General features: G+C 68.4%; 19 protein-coding genes and 1 riboswitch. Of the genes, 14 read left to right on the plus strand and 5 right to left on the minus strand.

Annotated elements, in window-relative coordinates:
- The 5 genes from FEZ32_RS02475 to FEZ32_RS02495 all read left to right on the plus strand — a co-directional run bounded on the left by FEZ32_RS02475 (position 1) and on the right by FEZ32_RS02495 (position 7503).
- Positions 1–936, plus strand: a complete 936-nt coding sequence (locus FEZ32_RS02475) for a transketolase family protein (RefSeq protein ID WP_175415699.1) — start codon at positions 1–3, stop codon at positions 934–936.
- Between the two features lie 206 nt (positions 937–1142).
- On the plus strand, positions 1143–3047 hold the full coding sequence (gene iolD / locus FEZ32_RS02480; protein WP_138679813.1) for a 3D-(3,5/4)-trihydroxycyclohexane-1,2-dione acylhydrolase (decyclizing): 1905 nt from the start codon (positions 1143–1145) through the stop codon (positions 3045–3047).
- Positions 3048–3424: 377 nt separating this feature from the next.
- Positions 3425–4534 (plus strand): alcohol dehydrogenase catalytic domain-containing protein, encoded by a 1110-nt coding sequence (locus FEZ32_RS02485; protein WP_244937889.1) that lies wholly within the window; start codon positions 3425–3427, stop codon positions 4532–4534.
- A 156-nt stretch (positions 4535–4690) separates the two neighbouring features.
- Complete coding sequence (locus FEZ32_RS02490) at positions 4691–6412, plus strand: NAD-dependent malic enzyme (RefSeq protein WP_138679814.1); 1722 nt, start codon at positions 4691–4693, stop codon at positions 6410–6412.
- Positions 6413–6483: 71 nt separating this feature from the next.
- On the plus strand, positions 6484–7503 hold the full coding sequence (locus FEZ32_RS02495; protein ID WP_097799399.1) for a Gfo/Idh/MocA family oxidoreductase: 1020 nt from the start codon (positions 6484–6486) through the stop codon (positions 7501–7503).
- Between the two features lie 97 nt (positions 7504–7600).
- Here the strand turns inward: FEZ32_RS02495 and FEZ32_RS02500 are convergent, their stop codons facing one another.
- Both FEZ32_RS02500 and FEZ32_RS02505 read right to left on the minus strand, forming a co-directional pair.
- Positions 7601–8473 carry a sugar phosphate isomerase/epimerase family protein gene (locus tag FEZ32_RS02500; RefSeq protein WP_201270080.1) on the minus strand — a complete coding sequence of 291 codons (873 nt, stop codon included), beginning with the start codon at positions 8471–8473 and terminating at the stop codon, positions 7601–7603.
- 48 nt (positions 8474–8521) lie between these two features.
- Positions 8522–10189 (minus strand): MFS transporter, encoded by a 1668-nt coding sequence (locus FEZ32_RS02505; RefSeq protein WP_138679815.1) that lies wholly within the window; start codon positions 10187–10189, stop codon positions 8522–8524.
- Between the two features lie 815 nt (positions 10190–11004).
- Here FEZ32_RS02505 and FEZ32_RS02510 point away from each other — a divergent pair.
- The 8 genes from FEZ32_RS02510 (at position 11005) to ppgK (ending at position 18560) form a co-directional block, all read left to right on the plus strand.
- A complete protein-coding gene (locus FEZ32_RS02510; protein WP_028703365.1) occupies positions 11005–11880 on the plus strand; it encodes a sugar phosphate isomerase/epimerase family protein in 876 nt (291 codons plus the stop codon).
- A gap of 52 nt (positions 11881–11932) precedes the next feature.
- Positions 11933–12952: a Gfo/Idh/MocA family oxidoreductase gene (locus FEZ32_RS02515; RefSeq protein WP_138679817.1), complete on the plus strand. Its 1020-nt coding sequence runs from the start codon at positions 11933–11935 to the stop codon at positions 12950–12952.
- 37 nt (positions 12953–12989) lie between these two features.
- Positions 12990–13874 (plus strand): 5-deoxy-glucuronate isomerase, encoded by an 885-nt coding sequence (gene iolB / locus FEZ32_RS02520; protein WP_028703363.1) that lies wholly within the window; start codon positions 12990–12992, stop codon positions 13872–13874.
- Positions 13875–13961: 87 nt separating this feature from the next.
- Positions 13962–14780 (plus strand): IclR family transcriptional regulator, encoded by an 819-nt coding sequence (locus FEZ32_RS02525; RefSeq protein WP_161971957.1) that lies wholly within the window; start codon positions 13962–13964, stop codon positions 14778–14780.
- A 17-nt stretch (positions 14781–14797) separates the two neighbouring features.
- Positions 14798–15538 carry an IclR family transcriptional regulator gene (locus FEZ32_RS02530; protein ID WP_036981840.1) on the plus strand — a complete coding sequence of 247 codons (741 nt, stop codon included), beginning with the start codon at positions 14798–14800 and terminating at the stop codon, positions 15536–15538.
- 114 nt (positions 15539–15652) lie between these two features.
- Positions 15653–16141 carry a PH domain-containing protein gene (locus tag FEZ32_RS02535; protein ID WP_028703361.1) on the plus strand — a complete coding sequence of 163 codons (489 nt, stop codon included), beginning with the start codon at positions 15653–15655 and terminating at the stop codon, positions 16139–16141.
- A gap of 71 nt (positions 16142–16212) precedes the next feature.
- Positions 16213–17718, plus strand: a complete 1506-nt coding sequence (locus FEZ32_RS02540; protein ID WP_138679818.1) for a PH domain-containing protein — start codon at positions 16213–16215, stop codon at positions 17716–17718.
- Between the two features lie 11 nt (positions 17719–17729).
- Positions 17730–18560 (plus strand): polyphosphate--glucose phosphotransferase, encoded by an 831-nt coding sequence (ppgK, locus tag FEZ32_RS02545; protein WP_028703360.1) that lies wholly within the window; start codon positions 17730–17732, stop codon positions 18558–18560.
- A 183-nt stretch (positions 18561–18743) separates the two neighbouring features.
- On the opposite strand, the gene argS is transcribed toward ppgK, so the two are convergent.
- Complete coding sequence (gene argS / locus FEZ32_RS02550) at positions 18744–20414, minus strand: arginine--tRNA ligase (RefSeq protein ID WP_028703359.1); 1671 nt, start codon at positions 20412–20414, stop codon at positions 18744–18746.
- Between the two features lie 306 nt (positions 20415–20720).
- Here argS and FEZ32_RS02555 point away from each other — a divergent pair, with 306 nt between their 5' ends.
- Positions 20721–21533 carry an aldo/keto reductase gene (locus FEZ32_RS02555; protein WP_138679819.1) on the plus strand — a complete coding sequence of 271 codons (813 nt, stop codon included), beginning with the start codon at positions 20721–20723 and terminating at the stop codon, positions 21531–21533.
- Positions 21534–21667: 134 nt separating this feature from the next.
- On the opposite strand, the gene FEZ32_RS02560 is transcribed toward FEZ32_RS02555, so the two are convergent.
- Together FEZ32_RS02560 and FEZ32_RS02565 are read right to left on the minus strand one after the other, a co-directional pair.
- Positions 21668–23011, minus strand: a complete 1344-nt coding sequence (locus tag FEZ32_RS02560) for an MFS transporter (protein WP_036981838.1) — start codon at positions 23009–23011, stop codon at positions 21668–21670.
- Positions 23012–23460: 449 nt separating this feature from the next.
- Positions 23461–24126: a SanA/YdcF family protein gene (locus FEZ32_RS02565; protein WP_138679820.1), complete on the minus strand. Its 666-nt coding sequence runs from the start codon at positions 24124–24126 to the stop codon at positions 23461–23463.
- Between the two features lie 212 nt (positions 24127–24338).
- Positions 24339–24470, plus strand: a riboswitch (cobalamin riboswitch).
- Positions 24471–24484 lie beyond the last annotated feature (14 nt).

The following is a 24484-nucleotide window of genomic DNA, read 5'->3' on the forward strand; positions in this document are numbered from 1 at the left end:
ATGGCTGACCAGGAGATGCGCGCCGCACTCGGCGCAACCCTCAACAAGCTGATGGACGAGGACGAGCGGATCCTGCTCGTCAACGCCGACCTCGCCGGGGCCCTCGGCACCTCGGCCGTCATCAAGGCCCACCCGGACCGCTGCTACGACGTCGGCATCCAGGAGGCCAACATGACCTCCTTCGCCGCCGGTCTGGCCAGCTCCGGGTTCATCCCCTTCATCGCCTCCTTCACCGCGTTCACCAGCCGTCGCGCCTGCGACCAGCTGATGGTCTCGGTGGCCTTCGCCAAGCAGCCGGTCAAGGTCATCGGCGGGGACCCGGGGGTCTCCGCGCAGATCAACGGCGGCACCCACATGTCCTTCGAGGACGTCGCCATCATGCGGTCGATGGCCGGGTTCAAGGTCGTCGAGCCCGCCGACCCGCACTCCATGGAGGTGCTGCTGCCGCAGATCGCCGCCGATCCGGCACCGGTCTACATCCGCTCCTTCCGCAAGAAGCGCCACAACATCTACCCGGAGCACCCCGACCTCAAGCTGGGTCGCGCCGAGATCGTCCGCGAGGGCACCGACGTCTCCCTGATCGCCTCCGGGGTCGAGCTGCTGGAGGCCATGAAGGCCGCCGAGATCCTCGACAAGGAGGGCGTCCACGCCGAGGTGATCGACGTCCACACCGTCAAGCCGCTCGACGCCGAGACCATCCTGGCCTCCGTCGGCCGCACCGGTGCGGCGGTCACCTGCGACAACGCCAGCGTGGTCGGGGGCCTGGGAGACGCCGTCTCCGAGGTCGTCTCCGAGGCCCATCCGGTTCCGATCACCCGGATCGGGGTGCACGACCGGGTCGGTCAGGTCGGACCCCTCGACTTCCTCCTCGACGAGTACCAGCTGTCGGCCCCGTGGATCGCCAAGGCCGCCCGGAAGGTCCTCGCCGCGAAGTGACCAGCGGCACCGGGCGCTCGGCAGGACCCACCTGCCGAGAAGACTCGGTGTCCACTGACTGATATGTTTAGTCCTGCTGGAGGACTCACCTGACAATCCAGCACGAGTGCTGCTCCTGGCCCCGACACGGCAGACGGGTCCACACAACAGCCCCCATCCCGCGACACAGCTGTCGCCAGATCTCCACATGCGGGGAAGGAATTCCAATGTCAACAACCAGCTACGGACCTCACGACACCGTCCGGCTGACCGTGACCCAGGCCATCGTCAAGTTCCTCGAGGTCCAGCAGGTCGAACGCGACGGCCACTCCGAGCCCTTCTTCGGCGGCGTGCTCGGCATCTTCGGCCACGGCAACTGCGGCGGTCTGGGACAGGCCCTGCTGGAGGAGGCCGGCAAGCTGCGCTTCATCCAGGGCCGCAACGAGCAGGGCATGGGCGACATCGCGATCGGCTACGCCAAGATGCGCAACCGGCTCGGCGCGATGGCCGTCACCACCTCGATCGGCCCCGGCTCGGCCAACCTGGTCACCGCCGCCGGAACGGCAACCTCCAACCGGCTGCCCCTGCTGCTCTTCCCCAGCGACATCTTCGCCACCCGCCGCACCGGCTCGGTGCTCCAGCAGATCGAGGACGAGCGCGGCACCTCCACCTCCACCAACGACTCGCTGCGCTCCGTCTCCCGCTTCTGGGAGCGGATCAACCGCCCCGAGCAGCTGGCCAACGCCCTGCTGGGCGCCATGCGCACCCTCACCGACCCGGCCAACACCGGCGCCGTGACGATCTCCCTGCCCCAGGACGTCCAGGCCGAGGCCTACGACTTCCCGGCCGCACTGCTGGCCCCCCGCACCTGGCACGTCGACCGCAACCGCGCCGACGTCGCCTCCTTGGAGGCCGCCGCCAAGGCCATCAGCAAGGCCGAGAAGCCCGTCATCATCGCCGGCGGCGGAGTGATCTACTCCGATGCCACCGAGGAGCTCAAGACCTTCGTGGAGGCCACCGGGATCCCGGTCGGCGTCACCCAGTCCGGCAAGGCCTCGCTGCCCTTCGATCACGAGCTGGCCATCGGGGCCATCGGCTCCTCCGGCATGAAGTTCGCCAACCGGGTGGGCAACGAGGCGGATCTGGTGATCGGCATCGGCACCCGCTACACCGACTTCACCTCGGCCTCCAACACCCTGTTCCAGAACCCCGAGGCCACCTTCGTCAACATCAACGTCTTCCCCTTCGACGCCCAGAAGGAGTCGGCGATCCCGGTCGTCGGCGATGCCCGGGAGTCCCTCAAGGAGCTCACCGAGAAGCTGAAGGGCTGGACCGTCCCGGCCGACTACCGCGCGCACGTCGCCGAGGTCGCCCAGCAACAGCGCGACGAGGTCGCCACGCTCATCGCCCCCGAGCCGGGCGCGAAGATCCTCAGCCAGACCGAGGTCGTCGGCATCGTCAACGAGGCAGCCGGCCCGCGCGACGTCGTCCTCAACGCCGCCGGCTCCATCCCCGGCGATCTGCACCGGCTGTGGAAGCCCGGTTCCCCGCTCGGCTACGGCGTGGAGTACGGCTACTCCTGCATGGGCTACGAGATCCCGGCCGGCCTCGGCATGCGGATCGGCGACCCGAGCCGCGAGATCTTCACCTTCATCGGTGACGGATCCTTCCTGATGTACCACCAGGACGTGCTCACCGCGATCCAGGAGCAGGAGAAGATCATCCTGCTGGTCGTCGACAACAAGGGCTTCGGCTCGATCAACTCGCTGTCGGTGGCCGTCGGCTCCCAGGGCTTCGAGACGACCTTCTTCCACCGCGGCGAGGACGGCCGGCAGGACACCTCCCGTCCCCTGGAGATCGACTTCGCGGCCATCCTGCGCGGCTACGGCGTCACCACCTACTCGGTGGAGACCGCCGACGAGCTGCGCGAGGCCCTCGACAAGGCCAAGGCCGCCACCGAGATCACCGCGATCTACGTCCCGGTGGATCCGGTCGGACGGTTCGGCTCCGAGGGCTTCTGGGAGGTCGCCACTCCCGAGGTCTCGCACATCGAGTCCAGCCAGAAGGCCCACGAGGTCTACATGAAGGGCCGCGAGCAGCAGCGGCTCTACGTGGAGCCGGCCACGAACTGACGGAGAGGTCCCTCCCCGTCCAGGGGGGGGCGGCCGCTCAGGGGTCCTCGGGCTCCGGCGGCCGCCCCGTTCCCGGGGGTGCTCATCACAGACCCAGCGATGACCTACAGGCGCCCCCGGGGACACCCGTCCCTGCCACCCAGGTACCACCACAAAGCATCATCACTTCCAGCCACCACCGCAACCCACCACAGGCGGCCCTCGCACGCGCAAGGACGCGCGGCACCCCGCCCCAGCCGGGCCGGAGACCTCGACACTGACCCGGTACCGGCCGCTGACCACCTGCGCTAGCGTCGACAGGTGACCCGAGAGCGCTCAGAGGCAGGCCGCCCGGGACCACGACTCACCGGCGTCCCACACCGCCGAGAAGGAGATTCATGATGAAGATCACAGGAGCTGTTCTCGAGGAGATCGGACGCGCGACCCCCTACGCGTCCAGCCGGCCGATCAGCATCAGTCAACTCGACCTGGACGATCCCCAGCAGGACGAGGTCCTGGTGAGAATCACCGCATCCGGTATCTGCCACTCCGACCTGTCTGTGCTCAACGGCGCCCGCCCCCGCCCGGTCCCCATGCTGCTGGGCCACGAGTCCACCGGGATCGTCGAGAAGCTGGGTCCCGGAGTCGACGATCTGGAGATCGGTCAGCACGTCACGCTGGCCTTCCTGCCACGCTGCGGCAAGTGCTCCGGGTGCCTCACCGACGGCAAACTGCCCTGCATCCCGGGCACCGCTGCCAACACGGCCGGCACCCTGCTGGGCGGGGGCATCCGGCTGCACCGCGACGGCAAGCCGGTGCTCCACCACCTGGGGGTCTCCGGGTTCGCCGACCACGCGGTGGTCAACCGCAAGTCCGTCGTCCCGGTGCCCGCAGAACTGCCCCGTGAGATCGCCGCGGTCCTCGGCTGTGCGGTCCTCACCGGCGGCGGCGCGGTCATCAACGCCGGACGCCCCGCGCCCGGAGACGACATCGTCGTAGTCGGTCTGGGCGGGGTCGGGATGTCAGCTGTCCTCACCGCCGCCGCACAGGGCACCGGTGAGGTGATCGCCGTGGACGCCAACCCGGCCAAGCTCACCGAGGCCAAGGAGTTCGGCGCCAGCCAGGCCTTCACCCCCGACGAGGCCCTCGCCAAGGGGCTCAAGGCCCCGGTGGTGATCGAGGCCGCCGGGCACCCCAAGGCCTTCGAGAACGCCGTGCTCTACACCGCTCCCGGCGGCACCACCGTGACGGTCGGCCTGCCCCACCCCGACGCCCGCTCCGAGATCTCCCCGGCCGCCCTCACCGGGGAGGCCCGCACCATCATCGGCTGCTACCTCGGCTCGGCCGTGCCGGCCCGCGACATCCCCAAGTACGCCCAGATGTGGATCGACGGGAAGCTGCACGTCGAGAAGCTCATCACCTCCAGGATCCGGCTCGACCAGATCAACGAGGCGATGGACACCCTGGCCGCCGGCAACGCCATCCGCCAGGTCATCCTCTTCGACTGACCGGCGCACCGCGTCGCCCCCGCCGTGCCGAGTCGGGGCGACGTCGCAGGGACTGGCCCCCACGACGTCGCCCCGCGGGACGGCGGCGCTCGGACAATCGGCACCGCGGGCCCACCACCCACCTCACCCCGCACACCCTTGGAGACCTGATCCACGATGACGTCCACCCAGCTCCACCACGATTTCGAGTTCGGCTTTGACGGCCACGGGGAGGTCCTTCGCATCGCCGCCCGAGGCTCGGAGGTCCTGGCCAACGCCGTCATCAACCGGGGCACCGCCTTCAGCGCCCAGGAGCGAAAGGCCCTGGGTCTGAAGGGACTGCTGCCCTCGGGCGTCACCACCATGGAGGACCAGCTCAAGCGGGTCTACGTCCAGTACCGGGCGCAACGCTCCCCACTGGACAAGTACCTCTTCCTCAACACCCTGCACGACCGCAATGAGGTGCTCTACTACCGCCTGCTGTCCGAGCACATCGAGGAGATGCTGCCGATCGTCTACACCCCGACCATCGGCCAGGCGATCCAGGAGTACTCCCACTGGTACCACCGGCCGCGCGGGGTCTACCTGTCGATCGACGACCCCGAGGGCATCGAGGACGCGCTGCTGTCGATGGGTCACGGACCCGACGAGGTCGATCTCATCGTGGCGACCGACTCCGAGGGGATCCTCGGGATCGGGGACCAGGGGGTGGGCGGCGTCGCGATCACGATCGGCAAGCTGGCCGTCTACACCGCCGCCGCCGGGATCCACCCGCACCGGGTGCTGCCCGTCGTCCTGGACACCGGGACCGACAACCTCGATCTGCTCAACGACGAGGTCTACCTCGGGGTCCGCCACGCCCGGGTCCGCGGTGAGCGCTACGACGCCTTCATCGACCGCTACGTCACCACCGCACACCGGTTGTTCCCCCATGCGATGCTCCACTGGGAGGACTTCGGCGCCTCCAACGCGACCAGGATCCTCAACAAGTACCGTGACGACTACTGCACCTTCAACGACGACATCCAGGGCACCGCGGCCGTGGTCGCGGCCGCGGTGATGAGCGCCGTCCAGGTCTCGGGAACCCCCCTGGCCGACCAGCGGATCGTCATCCACGGGGCCGGCACCGCCGGCATCGGCATCGCCCGGCTGCTGGTCCAGATGATGTGCCAGGACGGCGTCGACCCCGAGACCGCCCGGTCGCGGGTCTGGGGGCTGGGATCGCGAGGACTGCTGCGCGAGGGGATCGCGGTTCGCGACTTCCAGCAGCCCTTCGCCCGTTCGGCGGCCGAGCTGGCCGGCTGGACCCTCGACCTGCCGGGGCACTACGAGTTGGCCGATGTGGTGCGCAATGTCCACCCCACCATCCTCATCGGCTGCTCGGCGCAGCCCGGCGCCTTCACCGAGCAGATCGTCCGAGACATGGCGCAGTCCTGCCAGCGGCCGATCATCATGCCGCTGTCGAACCCGACCGACCGGGCCGAGGCCTCCCCCGCCGACCTCATCTCCTGGACGTCGGGACGCGCCCTGGTGGCCACCGGCTCGCCCTTCCCGCCGGTTCGCTACAACGGGGTGAGCTACCGGATCGCCCAGGCCAACAACGCCCTGGTCTTCCCCGGGATCGGACTGGGGGTCACCGCCGCCAGAGCCACCCGGATCTCGGACTCGATGATCACCGCTGCGGTCCGCACGGTGGCCCGCAGCGTCGACCCCCGACCCGCCGGGGCCTCCCTGCTGCCCGAGATCTCCGGTCTGCTGCCGCTGTCGGCCCAGGTCGGTCTCGCCGTCGCGCTGGCCGCCCAGAAGGAAGGACTGGCCACCGCACCGCTGGACAACCCGGTCCAGGCCATCTACGACGCCATCTGGCGCCCCGACTACCCACGCGTCAAGGCGATCTGACCACCGGTCGGACCCAGTCATCCCGCATCTTCGACTCTCGATCAATCATCCGTTCAAGGAGGAACTCTCACATGAAAAGAACTGTAGGAATCGGCGTCTTCGGTGTCGGCAAGATGGGCCAGGCCCATGTCCGCCGGATCAACGACTCGCTGCGCGGCGCACGGGTCGTGGCGATCGGCGACCCCGCCCCGGAGTTCGCCCACAAGGCGGCCCCCGGACTGGACCTGCCCGATGACGCCGTGGCGGAGAGCATCACCGAGATGTGCGCCCGTCCCGATGTCGACGGCATCCTGGTCGCCGCCTGGGACGGTGAGCACGAGGCCGCCGCCCTGGCGGCCATCGCGGCCGGCAAGATGGTCTTCTGCGAGAAGCCGCTGACCCCCTCGGTCGAAGGCTGCCGGCGGATCATCGAGGCCGAGGAGAAGGCCGGACGCCGACTGCTCCAGATCGGTTTCATGCGCCGCTACGACACCGGCTACCAGCAGATGAAGCAGGTGCTGGACTCCGGGAGGATCGGCGACCCGCTGCTCGCCTACTGCATGCACCGCAACCCCTCTCAGGGGGAGAGGTTCGAGTCCCACCAGATCATCACTCAGGTGATGGTCCACGAGTTCGACATCTCCCGCTGGCTCTTCGGAGAGGAGATCACCCGGGTGCGCGTCGACCGTTCGCGGTCCACCTCGAAGGCCCCCGAGGGGCTCATCGACCCGCTCACCGCGGTGCTGTGGACCGAGTCGGGAGTCCGGATCAACGTCGAGGCGGTGTGCTTCGGACGCTATGCCTATGACATCCGGTGCTCGGTGCTCTGCGAGGACGGCGACGTCGCCCTGCCCGACCAACTCGCCCCCACCATCCGGGACGCCTCCGGTGTGCGTCATGAGATCGGCACCGACTGGCTCGACCGGTTCAAGGACGCCTACAACATCGAGATCCAGAGCTGGATCGACTCGGTGATCGCCGGCGAGCAGGACGGCCCCAGCGCCTGGGACGGGTACGCCGCCCAGGCCATCTGCGAGGCCGCCGCCGAGGCGATGGGTTCGGGGGCCGAGCAGCCTCTGGACCTGATGGCCAAGCCGGCCATCTACAGCTGAGACCGCACGCACAGAGCGCGTCCGGACAACCCTGGGGTTGTCCGGACGCGCTCTGGTTGTCCGAGTCGGTTCTGGGCCGTCCGGGCTGAGGGATCCCTCAGCCGAGGGCTGACGCCACCACCAGCTGGGCGGTGCGGAAGGCCCTCATCATCCCTGTCTGGACGGGCATCTCGCGGTACCTGTCCGAGAGGATCTCGACTCCCCAGGGGCCGCGCCACCCGGCCCGGTGCAGGGCCTGCACATCACCGGTGAGGTCGAACGACCCCTCCCCGCAGAACCGCCTGTTGCACTGGGTGTCGTGAACCAGATCGCCCTCGATGCCGGCGGCGGCATCCGACAACTCCACGGCGATGATCCGCTCTGCCGGGATCTCGGCGAGATCGGAGGCCGGCGTCCCGAACCGTTCGGTGTGCCAGACGTCGACGACCAGACCCCCTCCGGGATGGCCCGCACCCTCGACGAGCTCGCGGGCGGTGGCCAGGTCCTTGATGTTGGTCCAGGGAAGGAACTCGATCCCGACCCTGGTGCCGACGTCGGCGGCCTGGCCGCACAGCGCAGCGAACTCCTCCTGCCAGTGCGCCATCTCGAAGGGCAGATCGTCCTCGTCGGGACCGATCTTCAGCTCGCGGGGATGCAGCGTCTCGGCCATCCTCAGCATGTCCAGACGGGTCCGGTCCGACAGCTCGCGCTGTCGGCCGGTGGCCCACCATCCGCTGAGCATCTCGATCTCGCAGGCCAGCCCGTTGTCGTCGAGCATCTGCTTCATCGTCGGCAGGCCGTATCTCTCCTCGGCGACCACCAGGTCGTCGTGGATGAAACCGAGCCCGACATAGCCGATCCGGGCGGCCGTCTCGACCCTGGCGCGGAAGTTCACCGGGGACCTCGGATCGGCCAGGGCCGGGCTGGCCGGCCCCGCCGAGGTCCAGCAGGTGGCCCACATCCGTGGGCCACCCGCAGTCTCATTGGTCATGGCGACCCGCCTCCTTGCTCGCGCTGCGGGTCGTCGATGACCCCTGCATCACTTCTCGTGTCCGGCGGTGACGCTCTGCGCGGTGGCGTCCCCGGCGCCGTACTTGTTGCGGAACCTCTCCTCAAGCTCCTCCAGAGTACGGGTCTTCGTCTCGGGAACGATCTTGATGTAGAAGATCAGGCTGCCGATGTTGATGATTCCCAGAATGAGGTAGGTCCAGCCACCGCCGATGTGATCCATCAGGATCGGGAAGGTGAAGGCGATGACGAAGTTGCCGAGCCACTGGATGCCCACCGCAAATCCCTGGGCGACGCCGCGGATCTTCGCCGGGAAGATCTCCGAGACGTAGATCCACTGGATCGTGCCGCTCTGCTTGATGAACAGGAACACCGAGATGATGATCAGCACCGCCCACGGGAGCACCGCGGGAATCGAACCGGAGATCGCCCCGTCGGCACCGGCGTACTTGTTGATCCCGAAGAAGAAGACGCCGGCCAGCGAGAGCAGGCAGACGGCTACACCGGAGGTCTGGTACATGCCGACATGGCGACGCATCAGCTTGCCCACGAAGAGGAAGCCGAATGCCGATCCGATGAAGGAGAAGATTCCGGTCACCACATTGAGGGTGATCGCGCTGGCCGAGGAGAATCCGGCCGCGGTGAGAATGATCGGCAGGTAGTACATCGCCGTGTTGATGCCGGTGAGCTGGTCCAGCACACCGACCGCCGACCCGATGATCAGCAGTCGCCTGGTCCACGGCGTCCTCATGACGGTTCTCAGACTCCACTGCTCGTCCTCGGCCTCGACGCGGTGGAGGTCCACCATGCCGTCGATCTCCTGGGTGACGGTGGGATCGTCGTCCTTGCGGACCCGCTTGAGGGCGCCGATGGCCTCGTAGTAGCGCGACCGGGCGGCGTACCAGCGGGAGGACTCCGGCATGAAGTGCATGAAGATCCACAACAGCACCGCGGGGATCGTGGCGAGCACCAGCATGTGCCGCCAGGTCTGGCCGTTGCCCGACATCACGGTGAGGTTGGCGATGCTCTGCAGGGTGTCCCAGGACTGGGTGGAACCGTGCGGGAACTTCCCGGTCGGGTCGTGGTCGACCACCGCGGAGGGTCCGCCGGCGTAGTGGGCCAGCACGGCATTCATGCTGTAGGCGACCAGCTGGCCGGTGACGATGAGGAACTGGTCGACGGCGACCAGCGGTCCGCGCAGGTGCTGGGGAGCGGTCTCGGCAAGGTAGACCGGCACCGTCGCCGAGGCCCCGCCGACCGCGCAGCCGAGCAGGAAGCGGAACAGGAAGAGGATGCCCACGTTGGGGGCGAAGACGCATCCCAGGGTGGAGAAGGTGAAGATGATCGCCAGCAGGATGATGTTGTGCCGACGGCCGTACCGGTCGGACAGCCGGCCTCCGAACATGGCGCCGACCATGGCGCCCAGGGACAGCAGGCCGGTGACCAGGCCCTCCTGGACCGAGCTGAGGTGCATGCCGCCGGCGGCGTCGGGCATCAGCATGTAGGGCAGGGCTCCGGAGATGACACCTGTGTCATACCCGAACAGCAGCGATCCCAGGGTGGCCACGAAGGCCAGCAGCGCGACCGGCACCCGCCGGCCCGATCGCGGCGTCTTCTCGACGAGGTCCCTGACCTCATCAGGAGTCGGAGGGGGAGTTCTTCCCTCGGACTTGTGAACTGAATCAAGAGTGTTTGTCATGATATCCGATTTCTTCATTCGGAGAGGATGTAGGACGACGCCGAACGCATTCGGTCAGCGTCATAGAAATGCTGAGCATTGAGATCGCGGAATATCGCATCGTTGCGACTGGCGCGAGGACAGCAGTACTTCTCCACCACACTTCAGGCCATCGAATTCCCGGAATGCTGCGCGCAGCCATTGCGCGGTGACTCCGGTCGGCCGTCGTGAGTCGATGTCACGTCATATCGGCTGAGGCCTGCCCCGGGCAGCGCCGGGTCCGTACCAGTGAACGGTCGTTGTTGATCCCTCCCTTCAGCGAGAGTCCGGCGGCATCGCCGAACCCACGGACGCGGGGCGCCGCATCGCGCCCCTGCATGAGTCAGACCTGCATGAGTTCACGGAGACCGGCGCACCCAACGGCAGCCCGTCCCCGGGAGGACTATCTCACACAACGGACGTGCTGTCCTCTCCGGGGCTCGCACGTCAGCCTCCCTCCCGCATCCCGGGGACGGTCGACGAGGAGCCGGCGGGGAGTGGACACGATCCACATGACGTCGGCCGCCCATCCCGCTCTCCAGCCGGTCCCCAGCCATCCCCAAGCACGCCTTCCGGGCGCCTCGAGCGGCCCGGGAGGACTCCCTGAACGCACACCCGCCACCCCTCAGAAAGTCAGATCCAGTCATGCCGTGACTAGCTGATTCTCGCCTACTAGACACTCTGGCCGATGGACAGTAACGTGTCCGTTGTTCATGGAACGGTGGGGCACAGCCGACCCGCCCGCCTCGGCGTGGCCGCGCGCCCGTTCATACCAATCGTCGAAGGAGACGAGACACATGTCAGATCTGGCAAGCAGGATCGCTGCCGCACCCATCTCCTGGGGTGTCTGGGAGGCCAACGGAGCGTCCGGGTGGACCGTGCCGGCCGCGCAGTACCTCCAGTCGGTCAAGGACCTCGGCCTCAAGGCCACCGAGTTCGGCCCCGAGGGGTACCTTCCCGACGACGGCGACGAGCGCAAGGCGATGCTCGACTCCTACGGCCTGGAGGGCCTGGGCTGCTTCGTCCCGATCATGCTCTTCAAGGAGGACTACGACCCCCTCCCCGAGGTCGAGCACATCCTCGACGTCTACGAGAAGGCCGGCGCCTCCACCATCATCTGCGCCGCCATCTCCGGCGGCAAGGGCTACGACGACCGCCCGGTGCTCGACGAGAAGGGCTGGGACACCCTGTTCACCAACCTGGACCGGATCTGCGCAGCTGCCCGCAAGCACCACATCGTGCCGACCCTGCACCACCACATGGGCACCATGATCCAGACCGCCGACGAGATCGACAAGCTCCTCGAGCGCTCCGACATCGGCCTGTGCCTGGACACCGGCCACGCCACCATCGCCGGCATCAAGCCGCTGGATCTGGCGAGGAAGCACGCCGACCGGGTGACCTTCGTCCACCTCAAGGACGTCCACAACGAGGTGGCCGCCAAGGTCCAGAGCGGGGAGCTGTCCTACATGGACTCCCTCTCCCAGGGCATCTTCTGCCCGCTCGGCGAGGGCGACGCCCAGATCGCCGAGATGATCGACACCCTCGAGAAGGCCGGCTACACAGGCTGGTACGTCATGGAGCAGGACGCCATCCTCTCCAGCGGGGACGACCTTCCCGCCGCCGTCGCCGACGTCAAGAAGTCCCTCGACTTCCTCCACACCCTGCACTGACCCCGGCGCACCCCCTTCCTCTCACCCGCCACACGAACCATCAGGAGCACTCATGTCCACATCTGATCCCATCCTCGGCATCCTGGGCACCGGGCGCATCGGCGCCGACCACGCCCGCACCATCTCGACCCTGTCCGGCATCGGCGGCATCCTGGTCGCCGACGCCGTCCCGGAGTCCGCCCAGAAGATCGCCCAGGAGCTCGGCGCCACCGCCGTCAGCCCCGACGAGATCTTCGACAAGGTCGACGGCCTGGTCATCACCACCCCCACCAGCACCCACGCCGAGCTCATCAAGAAGGCCGTCGCCAAGAAGATCCCGACCTTCACCGAGAAGCCGATCGCCCTAGACGTGCCCACCACCCGTGAGGTCGTCGACGTCGTCAACGACTCCGACGTGCTCGTCCAGGTCGGCTTCATGCGCCGGTTCAACGACGGCTACGCCAACGCCCGCAAGCTCCTCGCCGAGGGCGCCATCGGCGAGCTGCGCCGCGGCAACGTCACCATGGGCGACACCCCCGCACCGCCCGAGAGCTTCATCAAGTTCTCCGGCGGCATCAACAAGGACTGCCTCATCCACGACGCCGACATCACCCGCTGGGTGACCGGCCAGCGCATCGAGGAGGTCTACGAGGTCGGCTTCAGCCGCGGCGCGGACTACTTCGCCCGGTGGGACGACATCGATGAGGGAGGCGGCGTCTGGACCCTGGCCGACGACTCGATCGTGACCTTCCAGACCACCCGCAACAACGGCGCCGGGTACGACATCCGCCTCGAGCTGTTCGGCACCAAGGACACCATCTCCGTCGGCTTCGACACCTACATGCCGATCACCTCGGCCGAGCCCGGGTTCACCTTCGAGCAGGCCGGGGACCGCTTCCAGGCCTTCTACCCGCGCTTCATCCCGGCCTACAAGAAGGAGATCGGCCACTTCGTCCAGGCGATGAAGGACGGCAGCCCCTCGGTGGCCACCGTCAACGACGCCCTGGAGGCCCTCTACGTCTGCGACGCCATGGACCTGTCCCGCAAGGAGCACCGCCCGGTCACGGTCGACGAGATCCGTCAGGCCAAGTGACCGGCCGTCATCACACCCACGTCCAGGAGGAACTGACATGACACAGTGGCTATACCGGTGGCAGGACGCACCCGAGGGGAAGTGGGGACTGTCGGTCGGCGCCGAGGGCTCCACGACCGAGCTCGAGGGCTGGAAGCACACCGGAATCAAGGCGGCCGACACCACCGCCGACCAGGAGCTGACCCTTCCCAAGGGCAAGGAGGAGCGCTTCATCGTCCCGATCCACGGCGCCTTCTCCGTGGTGGTCGACGGCGAGCGCCACCAGCTGCGCGGACGCCCCAGCGCCTTCGCCGGACCGACCGACGTCATCTACGTCGGCATCGACCACGAGGTGACCATCATCTCGGAGGGGGACGGCAGGGTGGCCGTGGCCAGCGCCCCGGCAACCGTCGCCTACCCCACCAAGGTCACCAAGGCCGAGGACGTCCCGGTCGAGCTGCGCGGCAACGGACCCACCTCCCGCGAGATCCACAACTTCGGGACCGTGGGCCAGGCCGAGGCCGACAAGGTCATCGTCTGCGAGGTGATCACCCCCGGAGGCAACTGGTCGTCCTACCCGCCGCACAAGCATGACGAGATCACCGACACCGAGAACGCCCTCGAGGAGATCTACTACTACGAGGTCCGGTCCACCGAGGGAGCTCCCGCCGACACCGACCCGTTCGCCGTCCAGCGGGTGTCCACCGCCGACCAGAACCGTCCGATCGAGATCTGCGACGAGGTCCGCTCCGGGGACTGCATCTTCATCCCCTACGGATGGCACGGCCCCTCGATGGCCGCCCCGGGATACGACCTGTACTACCTCAATGTGATGGCCGGACCCGGCGCACGCGAGTGGAATGTCACCGTCGATCCGCACGACGCCTGGGTCAACGACTCCCTGACCGGCCAGCCGATCGATCCCCGGCTGCCGCTCCACTGAGCGACACCCCGCCCGACGAGACCGGGAACTGCGCCAGCGACGCGACGCGCCGCTGGCGCAGTTCTTCCTGTGATAGGTGTTATGACCATGACGACAGCCCAGCTCGGCAATGGCGTGGAGATCGTCTCGAAGGCGAACGCCGTGCTCGACACGCTGCGTGCGCTGGGGCAGGCCGGCGTCCCCCAGATCGCCGAGAGCATCGGGGAGCCGGTGAGCTCGGTCTACCGGCTCGTCGCCAATCTGTGCGAGGCCGGCTGGGTGGAGCACGGCACCCAGCGCGGCCGCTACCGGATCGGCTCCAAGATCGTGACCCTGGGCGGGCTGGTCGAGAGCCGGCTGGACATCCAGCGGATCAGCCGCGACGTGCTGTGGCCGCTGCGCTCCAGCACCGCCGGAACCTGGTCGCTGTATGTGCGCCGGGGCCTGCGGGCGGTGTGCATCGAGGTGGTCAGCGACCTCGTCTCGGCGCAGTTCTCGCTGCGCGTCGGGGACTCCCTGCCGCTGGACATCGGCGCCGCCTCCCTGCTCCTGGTCGCCTTCATGCCGGCCTCCGAACGCGAGGCGGCCCTGGAGCAGCTGCTGGCCACCCGGCCCAGCGGCCGCAGCACCGCCCAGACCCGCAACCGGTTCCGGACCGACGCCGACCAGGCCCGACGCACCGGCCTGGCGATCGACCTCGAGGAGACCTCCCCGGGAGTCGCCACCATCGGCGCACCCGTGCTCAACCGGCGCGGTGAGATCGAGGGGGCCATCACGCTGACCGGGGTGGACCCGGCCCACGCCCGCACCAGCGCCGTGCGCCCGCCCGCCGACCTGGTCTCCCGGGCCGCCGCCGACGTGTCCGCCCGGCTCGGCCACCACGAGGGGATCGCCCATGACGCGGACCATGCCCCGGTGCTGGGATAGCTGGGATAGGAAGACCCATGAGTACCTCTGAACAACCCGTCGGAGCCCTGGCCAAGGCGATGACCGTGGTCGAGACGCTGGCCCTGCACGGCGAGATGAGCCCGGCCGACATCGCCACCGCCTCCGGAATCCCCCGCTCCACCGTCTACCGGCTGCTGGGCGGACTCCAGGAGGCCGGTCTGGCCACCTTCCGCGATGAGTCGGCCGCCAGCCTCACCCTCAAACTGACCGATCTGGCCGACGGCGCCCGGGAGGCCATGACGGAGTGGGCGCCGATCACCGCGATCCTGCCGAACATCACCCGGACCTTCGGGATGACCTCCTTCCTGTCGGTGCGCCGCGGCGACGAGACGGTGTGCATCCGGTGGGTCCAGGGCACCGGCATCGACGCCCTGGTGCTGCGGCCCGGGCGCACCCTTCCGCTGCACGCCGGGGCGGCCGGCCGTGCGGCGCTGGCCGCCCTGGACGACGGGGAGCGCGAGGAGTACCTGTCGCGAGCCCCCTTCCGGCCCTTCAACCACAACTCCCTGGTGAGCCGCCAGGAGCTGGCCGCCGACATCTCCTGGGTGCGCGACCACGGCTACGCCTTCTCCCAGGAGGACGTCACGCTGGGGGTCGGGGCGGTCGGGATCACCGTCGAGGACCCGGCCCACCCCGGCGGGATCGGCTGCGTGTCGGTGGGCGGACTCATCGGCGAGATCACCGCCAACCACGAGCGGCTGGCCGCCGTCATCCGCGAGGAGGTCGCGGGGGTCTGAGACGCTGACCCGGGCCGGGAGCCCGGGGGAACGCCGACGTCTTCCGGCTGTGGTGGTGCGACGCCATCGGTCCGGGCGGCCGGCCGCTGTGGCGCTACCGATAGCGTGAGGGCCATGGATGATCTCTTCGACCCGCCGGGCGGGGTCTGGCAACCGGTCTCGCCGCGCTACACGACCGTCAGGAGACTGTCCGTCATCCTCACCTGGGGACTGCTGACCGTGGCCGTGGTGGTCGGCCTCGGGCTGCTGTGGACCTGGTGGGCCGGCCTGGCCGCCGGCGTCCTCGGAATCGCGTGGACCGGCTGGCGATGGATCCGGATGACGCCCATCGTGGCCGCCTGGGGCTGGTGCGAGCGCGGCACCGATCTGTGCATCCGCTCGGGGCCGTGGTTCCGCCGACTCACCATCGTCCCCTACGGCCGGATGCAGAGCGTCACCATCAACTCCGGGCCCATCGACCGCCACTTCGGACTGGCCTCGGTGGAGCTGGTGACCGCCTGTCCCTCCAGCAACGCCGCCATCCCGGGGATGACGCTCGCCGAGGCCACCGTGCTGCGAGACCGGATCACCGCCATCGCCGAGACCGCGGACGCCGGGCTGTGAGCACGAACCCCTCGTCCCCGACTCCCGACCCGCTCCCCCCGAGTCACGCCCAGCCCTCCCCGGGCCCCGACATGTCGTCCCCGACTGGTCCACAGGAGCAGCGTCTCCCGGTTCAGACCACCTCGCCGGAGCAGCGTCTCCCGATTCAGACCACCTCGCCGGAGCAGCGTCTCCCGATTCAGACCACCTCCCCGGAGCACAGTTCCCGGGTTCAGGAGCAGCGTCCCCACTGGGCGACCCCGATCCTGCGCGGCTGGATCGTGCTGGTCGGCGTCATCGCCTGGATGGTCAAGCAGGCCTTCGACAACTGGCAGTCCACCGAGGATCTGCCGTCCCTCCGCAACATCCTGCTGGGGGCCTCCGTGGTGCTGGGGGTCGCCCTCGTCCAGGCCGTGATCGGCTTCCTCCAGTGGCGCACCACCACCTTCCGGATCGATGACGAGGAGGTCCGCGTCGACCGCCGGTTCATCATCCACAGCTCGGACCGGATCGCGCGCTCCAAGATCCAGTCGGTCGACGTCATCCAGCCCTTCGCCGCCCGCCTGGTCGGGCTGGCCAGGCTGCGGATCGACATCGGAGGGTCCAGCGCGCACACCATCGAGTACCTGACACGGGCCGACGCCTACCGGTTCCGCGACTTCTTCACCTCCACCGCCGACGAGGTCGGCGCCCCGGTGGCCCCGGGATCGGTGTGGGCCGACCGGCGCACCGACGAGTCGGTGATCACCGCAGTCTCCCCCCGGCAGATCATCCTGGGCACCTTCATCTCCGGCAACTTCCTGTGGACCGTGGTGCTCGCCGCGGCCGGGATCGTGGTCCCGATGGTGCTGGATGCGCAGGTCGTCAGCATCCCGTTGGTCGTCGGCGCCGTCGTCGCGGCGGTGCGGGTGGTCACCGGGACCCTGATGAAGTACTGGCACTTCACCCTGCTGCAGTCGGCGCGCGGACTCAAGGTGGTGCACGGCATGACCACCCTGACCACCCGCAGCGTGCCGGTGCACCGGGTGCAGGGAATCGCGGTGAGCCAGCCGCTGCTGTGGCGTCTCACCGGTCTGCACAAGGTCGAGGTCACGGTTCTCGGCGGCCTCGCCGAGGCGGACGTGCTGGAGGCCAAGGTGCTGTTGCCGATGGGCACCGCCGACCAGGTGGCGAGGGCCGTCGCCGCCCTGTGGCCCGGCTTCCAGATGGACTCGGTGGACCTGCACCCGATTCCGCGCCGGGCCCGATGGCTGCGGTGGTTCGACCGGCAGACCTTCCAGTGGGGTCTCGACGACCGGGTGATCGTGGCGCGGCACGGCCTGTTCACCCGGGTCAGGGCGGTGGTCCCGCACTCCCGGGTGCAGTCGACCCGCCTGCACCAGGGGCCGCTCCAGAGGCGTCTTCGGCTGGCCGATCTGAGTATCCAGATCCCTGCCGGACCCGTCCAGCTGTCGTGCCGCCATCTGGACGCCGGCGACACCCGCGAGCTGCTCCTCACCGAGATGGACCGGTGCCGGGCCGCGCGACGCGCCGAGACCGCCGCACTGTCGGGATCGGCGGACGATCCTCGTGAGACGCCGACGCCTCCGCTCCAGTAGTGTGATCTGACATGAGCACAGTGCTGGGCATCGACGTCGGCGGATCTGGCATCAAAGGAGCTCCCGTCGACCTGGAGGCGGGCGATATCGCGGAGCCGAGGCTGCGCATCGCCACACCCGACAAGTCCTCCCCCAAGAATGTCGCCGCCGTCATCCGGGAGATCATCGAACACTTCGCCGACTCCATCGGGGACGGCCCGGTAGGGGTGTCCTTCCCGGCCCCCACGCGCCACGGCGTCATCCCCTTCATCGCGAACCTCGACCAGGGATGGGCCGGCCTGCACGCCGAGGACTACCTCTCCGACAAGCTCGGACGCCCGGTGACCGTCGTCAACGACGCCGACGCCGCCGGCCTCGGCGAGGTGCACTTCGGGGCTGCCAAGGGGGTCCCCGGGGTCGTCATCCTCACCACCCTGGGCACCGGCATCGGCACCGCGATCATCAATGACGGGATCCTGCTGCCCAACACCGAGCTGGGGCATCTGGAGATCGACGGGTACGACGCCGAGAAGCGCGCCGCGTCCTCCGTCAAGGACAAGAAGCACATGTCCTACAAGGACTGGGCCACCAAGCGCCTCCAGCGCTACTACGAGGTGGTCGAGATGCTCTTCACCCCCGACCTGTTCGTGGTGGGCGGCGGGGTGAGCAAGGACCATGCCCGGTTCTTCAAGTACCTCAAGCTCGAGACCCCGATCGTCCCGGCCACCCTGCTCAACCGGGCCGGCATCATCGGGGCGGCCTGGCAGGCCAACTGGCGGATGGACCATCCCGACTCGGTCAACCAGGCCACCGCCAAGAAGGCGGCCGAGGAGGCCATCCGGGCGGCCGGCGGGCAGGACTGAGCTGCGGAACCTGAGTCGGGAGGAACTGAACCAGCAGGCCGAGTCGGCATGCTTGCCGACGGGACGGATTGCGCCGGCCGGCAGGACTGATCCGAAAGCAAGAACCAAAGTCGCAAGCAAGAACTGAGCGGCGGCCCGGGATCACCCGGGCCGCCGCTGGTCACCTGCTGTCGACGAGGGATCTCACATCCGGTCGGGGGCGTCGATCCCCAGCAGATTGAGTCCGCTGCCGAGGACCCGCCGGGTCGCGGCGCACAGCGCCAGCCGGGAGGAGCGCACCTGCCCCTCGGACTTGAGCACCGGGCACTTCTCGTAGAAGGAGGAGTAGGTCCCGGCCAGGTCGTAGAGGTAGGTGCACAGTTTGTGCGGGGTGAGGTCGTGGGCGACCACCTCGACGGTCTCCCCGAACCGGGACAGCAGCAGGGCCAGCTGCTGCTCGGCGGGCTCCTCGAGAACGGTCACGGTGCCCCAGTCCAGACCGGCGAGGTCGACCTGCGGATCGACCTGGGGATCGGCCTCGGCGGCCGCCTTGCGCAGGATCTGGGAGACCCGGGCGTGGGCGTACTGCAGGTAGGGGCCGGTGTCGCCGGTGGTCTGGACCATCCGCTCGGCGTCGAAGACGTAGTCCTTCTGCAGCCCGTTGGACAGGTCGGCGTACTTGATGGCGGCCAGCGCGATGTTCGGTGCGGCGTGCTCCTCGGCCTCGTCGAGCAGGCTGGCCAGTGAGACCGTGCCGCCGTCGCGGGTCTTGAAGGGGTGGCCGTCGGGGCCCAGCACCATGCCGTAGCCGACGTGCTCGGCCGTGACGTCGTCGGGCAGGAAGCCGGCCATCCGGGCCACCGCGAAGACCATGTCGAAGTGGTGGTGCTGGCGCACATCGGTGACGTAGATGATCCGGTTGGCCTTCAGCTGGCCGACCCGGCGGCGGATGGCGGCCAGGTCGGTGGCGTCGTAGCCGTAGCCGCCGTCCTTCTTGCGGACGATCATCGGGGCGTCCTCGCCCTTGACGAAGACGCACAGCGCGCCGTCGTCCTCCTTGGCCAGCCCGTCGGCCTCCAACTCCTGGACCACCCGGGGCAGATCGTCGTTGTAGATCGACTCCCCGGCCAGGTCGTCGTCGGTGAGCAGGACGCCGAGGCGGGCGTAGGTCTGGTTGAACCCGGCCAGCGAGACCGTGATGAGGGAGGTCCAGATGGACCGGGTCTGGGGGTCGCCGCTCTGCAGCATGACCACCCGCTTGCGGGCCCGGTCGGCGAAGTCCAGATCGGCGTCGAAGAGCCTCTTGGAGTCCTTGTAGAGCTGTTCGGTCTCGGCCAGATCCAAGGCGGAGACGTCGACCTTGTGCTCGACGATGTACTGCACGAGCATGCCGAACTGGGTGCCCCAGTCGCCGATGTGGTTCTGCGGGATGACGGTGTGGCCCTGGGCGGTGAGCACCCGGTTGAAGCAGTCGCCGATGATGGTCGAGCGCAGGTGGCCGACGTGCATCTGCTTGGCGACATTGGGGGCCGAGTAGTCGATGACGACCCGCTGGGGATCGGTGGCCTGGGCGATCCCGGCGTGCGGATCGGCGACCAGCTCGGAGGCCGCCTGGGCCAGCAGGTCGGTGCGCAGCCGGAAGTTGATGAAACCGGGGCCGGCGATCTCGGGGGTCTCCACCAGGTCGGCGGCGTCCAGCGTGGCCACGATGTCGGCGGCCACCTCGCGCGGCGGGCGCCCCTGCGACTTCGCCAGGCGCAGCGCCACATTGGACTGGAAGTGACCGAACTGGGGCTTGGTGGCCGGACGCAGTTCCGGGTCGACCCCGGTGACGGACTCAATGCGGGCAGCCAGCTGAGAGGGCAGAGACGACATGATCCGCATTCTCCCACAGGGCCCCCGGAGACGTCCCCCCCTCCCAGCCCGGCCCTGTCCACCCCCAGACATCCACCCCCAGACATCCACGATGCTCGCGAAGTTCGACGATGCTCGCGCTATAGCGCGAGCATCGTCGAACTTCGCGAGCATCGTGGGGAAGGGCGTGGGGAAGGGCGTGAGGAAATGGGGAAGGGCGTGGGGAAGAAGGGGTGGACCGACGCCGGGCCGACAGCGTGGAACATCTGCGGGAGGTGGTGGTGTTGTATCTGGATGGACAACACCAGCAACTCACGGAGGTTCCAGATGGCAGTCCCCAACATCACGCTCAACGACGGTCGCACGATTCCCCAGCTCGGGTTCGGCACCTGGCAGGTCGCAGATGACATCGCCGAGAAGTCCGTCTCCACCGCTCTGGCCACCGGCTACCGGCACATCGACACCGCCGCCATCTACGGCAACGAAGCGGGCGTCGGCCGTGCGATCGCCACCTCCGGGGTCCCGCGCGACGAGCTCTTCATCACCACCAAGCTGTGGAACAGCAGCCACCGCAAGGACGCCGCCCGCCAGGCTCTGGAGACCAGCCTCACCAAGCTCGGCCTCGACCACGTCAACCTGTACCTCATCCACTGGCCGGCGGTGAAGTACCCGGGCCAGTTCGTCGAGGCGTGGGACGCCATGCAGGCCTTCCGGGCCGAGGGCCTGGCCCTGTCGATCGGCGTCTCCAACTTCAACCAGGAGCACCTGGACGACCTCAACGGCGCCACCCCCGCCATCGACCAGATCGAGATGCACCCGACCTTCTCCCAGAAGGCCTTCCGCGAGTCCCTGCTGAGCGCCGACATCCGCCCGGAGGCGTGGAGCCCGCTGGGCATGTCCAAGGACCTCGCCAACCCGGTGATCGTCGAGATCGCCCAGGAGGTCGGCAAGACGCCGGCTCAGGTCATCATCCGGTGGCACCTGCAGGCGGGCACCGTCGTCATCCCGAAGTCGGTGACCCCCGAGCGGATCGCCTCGAACTTCGACGTCTTCGACTTCGTGCTGACCGACGACCAGATCGCCAGGATCGACGCCGTGGACACCGGGGTCAGGCTCGGCGGAGACCCCCTCGAGGTCTGAGTCTGAAGGGCCAGTGGCCACACAGTGAGCCCCCGTGAGTCGATCGACTCACGGGGGCTCACTTCACGCCGAGATGACTACCCCGGGCTCACCTGACGACGGGCTCTGGACTCATCCGAGCACAGCCCCGGAACTCACCTGGAAACGGGCTCGGGACTCACCGGCGCCGACGACCTCGGCCCCGTCCCTGCCCCGGTCGCACCGCTGCCTCCGTCCTTCTTCGAGGGCTCGAGCAGATAGGTCATGCCGCCGCCGACCACGTGCAGCACGGCGTAGAGAATCATCAGGCCGCCGACCCCGATCGGTCCGGCCAGCGGAACCAGGGCCGGTCCGACGAAGTTCGACAGCCCGGCGCCGAGGTTGAGGATGGCCACCGCCGAGCCACGACGGTCGGGAGCCAGCAGGGGCATGATCGCCGACAGCGGCACATAGGCCGCCAGGCCGATCCCGAAGAGGATCCCGGCCACCATCTCGGCAGCCACATTGGCGCCCCAGAGGCTGGGGAACCACCACATCAGGAAGACCGCGACGGCGCATCCCCCACCACCGAACCAGGCGACCGTGCGCACCCGGCCGATTGCATCGCCGATGTAGCCGAAGGCCAGGTTGGCGAAGACATTCGCCAGGTTGAGGGTGCCCCAGACGGTGAGCCACTTCTCCTGGCTCATCCCGACGGTGCCGACGATCCACGGCGCGAAGAACACCGGAATGCCGTAGTAGGCGGCCTGATTGATGATTCGGACGACGCCGCCGATGGCGGTCTTGGGGTGCTCGCCGAGGATCGTCACGCCGCGCACCAGACCGCCGAGGGTCTCGGTCACCGAGGGGGCGCCGGCAGCGTCCGCAGCAGTCTGGAGCTCCTTGGGACGACGCACCAGGAGAATGGCCAGCAGTCCGCCGGCGATCACGAAGACGAAGGACATCCACAGGGTGCCCATCTCGCCGAAGGCGGGGATGAGGAACCAGCTGGGGATGTAGGCACCCAGGGCGCCCATCCCGAGGGACTGCGCGAACCAGAACCAGCCGACCCCTCGTCCGAGGTGCTCATCGGGGGTGTCCATCGTCACCCAGGCGAGGAAGCCGTAGCAGAACAGCGGATAGCCGAAGCCGCGCAGCGCATATCCCACCACCATCACCCAGTAGGTGCCGGTGGTGACGCCGCCCCACAGGAAGACCAGCTCGAAGACCAGCCAGGCGACCAGGCCCAGCAGCATCACCCGGCGGGATCCCCAGGCATCGGCGAGCGACCCGGAGAACCAGGAGGCGATCGCGATGACGATGCCGTAGGCGGCGGTCATGAAGGCCACCTGTCCGGCGGTCAGTCCCTTGGCGTCCTGCAGGAAGCGGGAGTAGAAGCCCAGCTCCATGCCATTGCCGGTCTGGAACAGGATGACCGCGATGAACCCCCACAGAAGGTGTCTGGCGATCCCCTGTCGTTCGAGGAATCCCCACGATCCCCCGGTACTGCGAGCACTCATCCGACTCTCATCCCTTTCCACCGCCTTCGCGGCGACACTCCTCGTTGACGTGCAGAGGTGTATCTGGTGTGGGTGAGAGTGCGAGTGTTCGACGGGTGTGCACTGGACATCTGCGGTCGTCCGCGGCCGGGCCGCGGGACGGCGTGGTCGAGCGCCTCCCTCTCAGGGCACATCATCGGGCCTGCGACCCGAACCGTGCGGTCTCGGGAGCTGTCACAGTCAAGTCCCCGATGACCTGCACGACGCCGTGAACGCTACGCCGAGGAGCCGGGCGGGGCCTCGCCGACAGCGCCTCGTGCACTCTTGTGCATCAATTGATCATGTGAAAATCACATCGCAACGTGTGAATTTCCCCGGTGGTGCCACGCCCCGCCTCGATCGACACGGCGTCCATCGACACGACTTCTATCGACATGCGCCAATCACCCCGCAGCGATCGACGCCAGCGGTCAGCGCACGGCGAGTGCCTTGGAGACGCCGTCCTCCCGGTCGCCGAGGGTGGGGGTGCGCTGGGAGACGACGTCCCAGACCATCTTGAGACGGGCGCCGAACTCGCGGCTCCAGCCGTACCACCAGACCCGATTGCGCGGCGGATGGTCGGCGACCCCCTGGACGTCCAGCCCGGTCATCCGGCAGGTCGCCACCGCCCGGGTGAGGTGGTAGTCCTGGGTGCTCAGCACCGCGGAGCGCACCCCGAAGATCTTGCGGGCCCGCACGCAGGTGTCATAGGTGTCGAACCCGGCGTAGTCGGTCACCACCTTGACGGCGGGAATCCCCCGGGTGCCGACCAGATAGGCCTTCATGTTGTCGGGCTCGTTGTAGTGCTCGGTGCCGTTGTCGCCGGAGACCAGGATGGCCCGGACCCGACCGGCCTCGTAGAGATCGGCCGCCCGGTCGAGGCGTCCCTGCAGGTATCCCGAGGGGGTGCCGTCGGAGTGGACCGCGGCCCCGAAGACGATGGCGATGTCCTCCTTCGGGACGTCGCCCGTCTCGTGGATCCGGCCCACCGAGAGCCCCTCGGCCAGCGCCCAGGGGCCCGCCAGCACCAGCGCTGCCAGCCCGACACCACCGAGAACCCCGCGCTTCAGCCATCGGTAACGTGTCCGAGTCGCCATGGCCTGAAGTCTACGGCGCACGAACAGCCCGGCCCGACGTCGACCATTCGCCCTGCCTGTGCCCACCCTGCCTGTCCTCACACAGATCGGCCCGACGTCGATCGGCCGGACCCCGGTGCCGCGCCGTCGGGAGCCACCAGTAGGCTCATGGCCCACAACTCAATGACGCGCAGGTGCTCATGGGGATCATCCGGTCCCCCGAGCCCAACAGAGAATCCGGTGAGAAACCGGAGCGGTCCCGCCACTGTGACAGGGAGGCCGTCCTCATCACGCCACTGGTGCTCCAGCACCGGGAAGGCACCGATCCCCGCCCGGCACCGCCGCGGAGGATCCGACCCAGCAGACGGACAGGTCTGCG

It is taken from the genome of Acidipropionibacterium jensenii, assembly GCF_005890135.1.
GTDB lineage: Bacteria > Actinomycetota > Actinomycetes > Propionibacteriales > Propionibacteriaceae > Acidipropionibacterium > Acidipropionibacterium jensenii.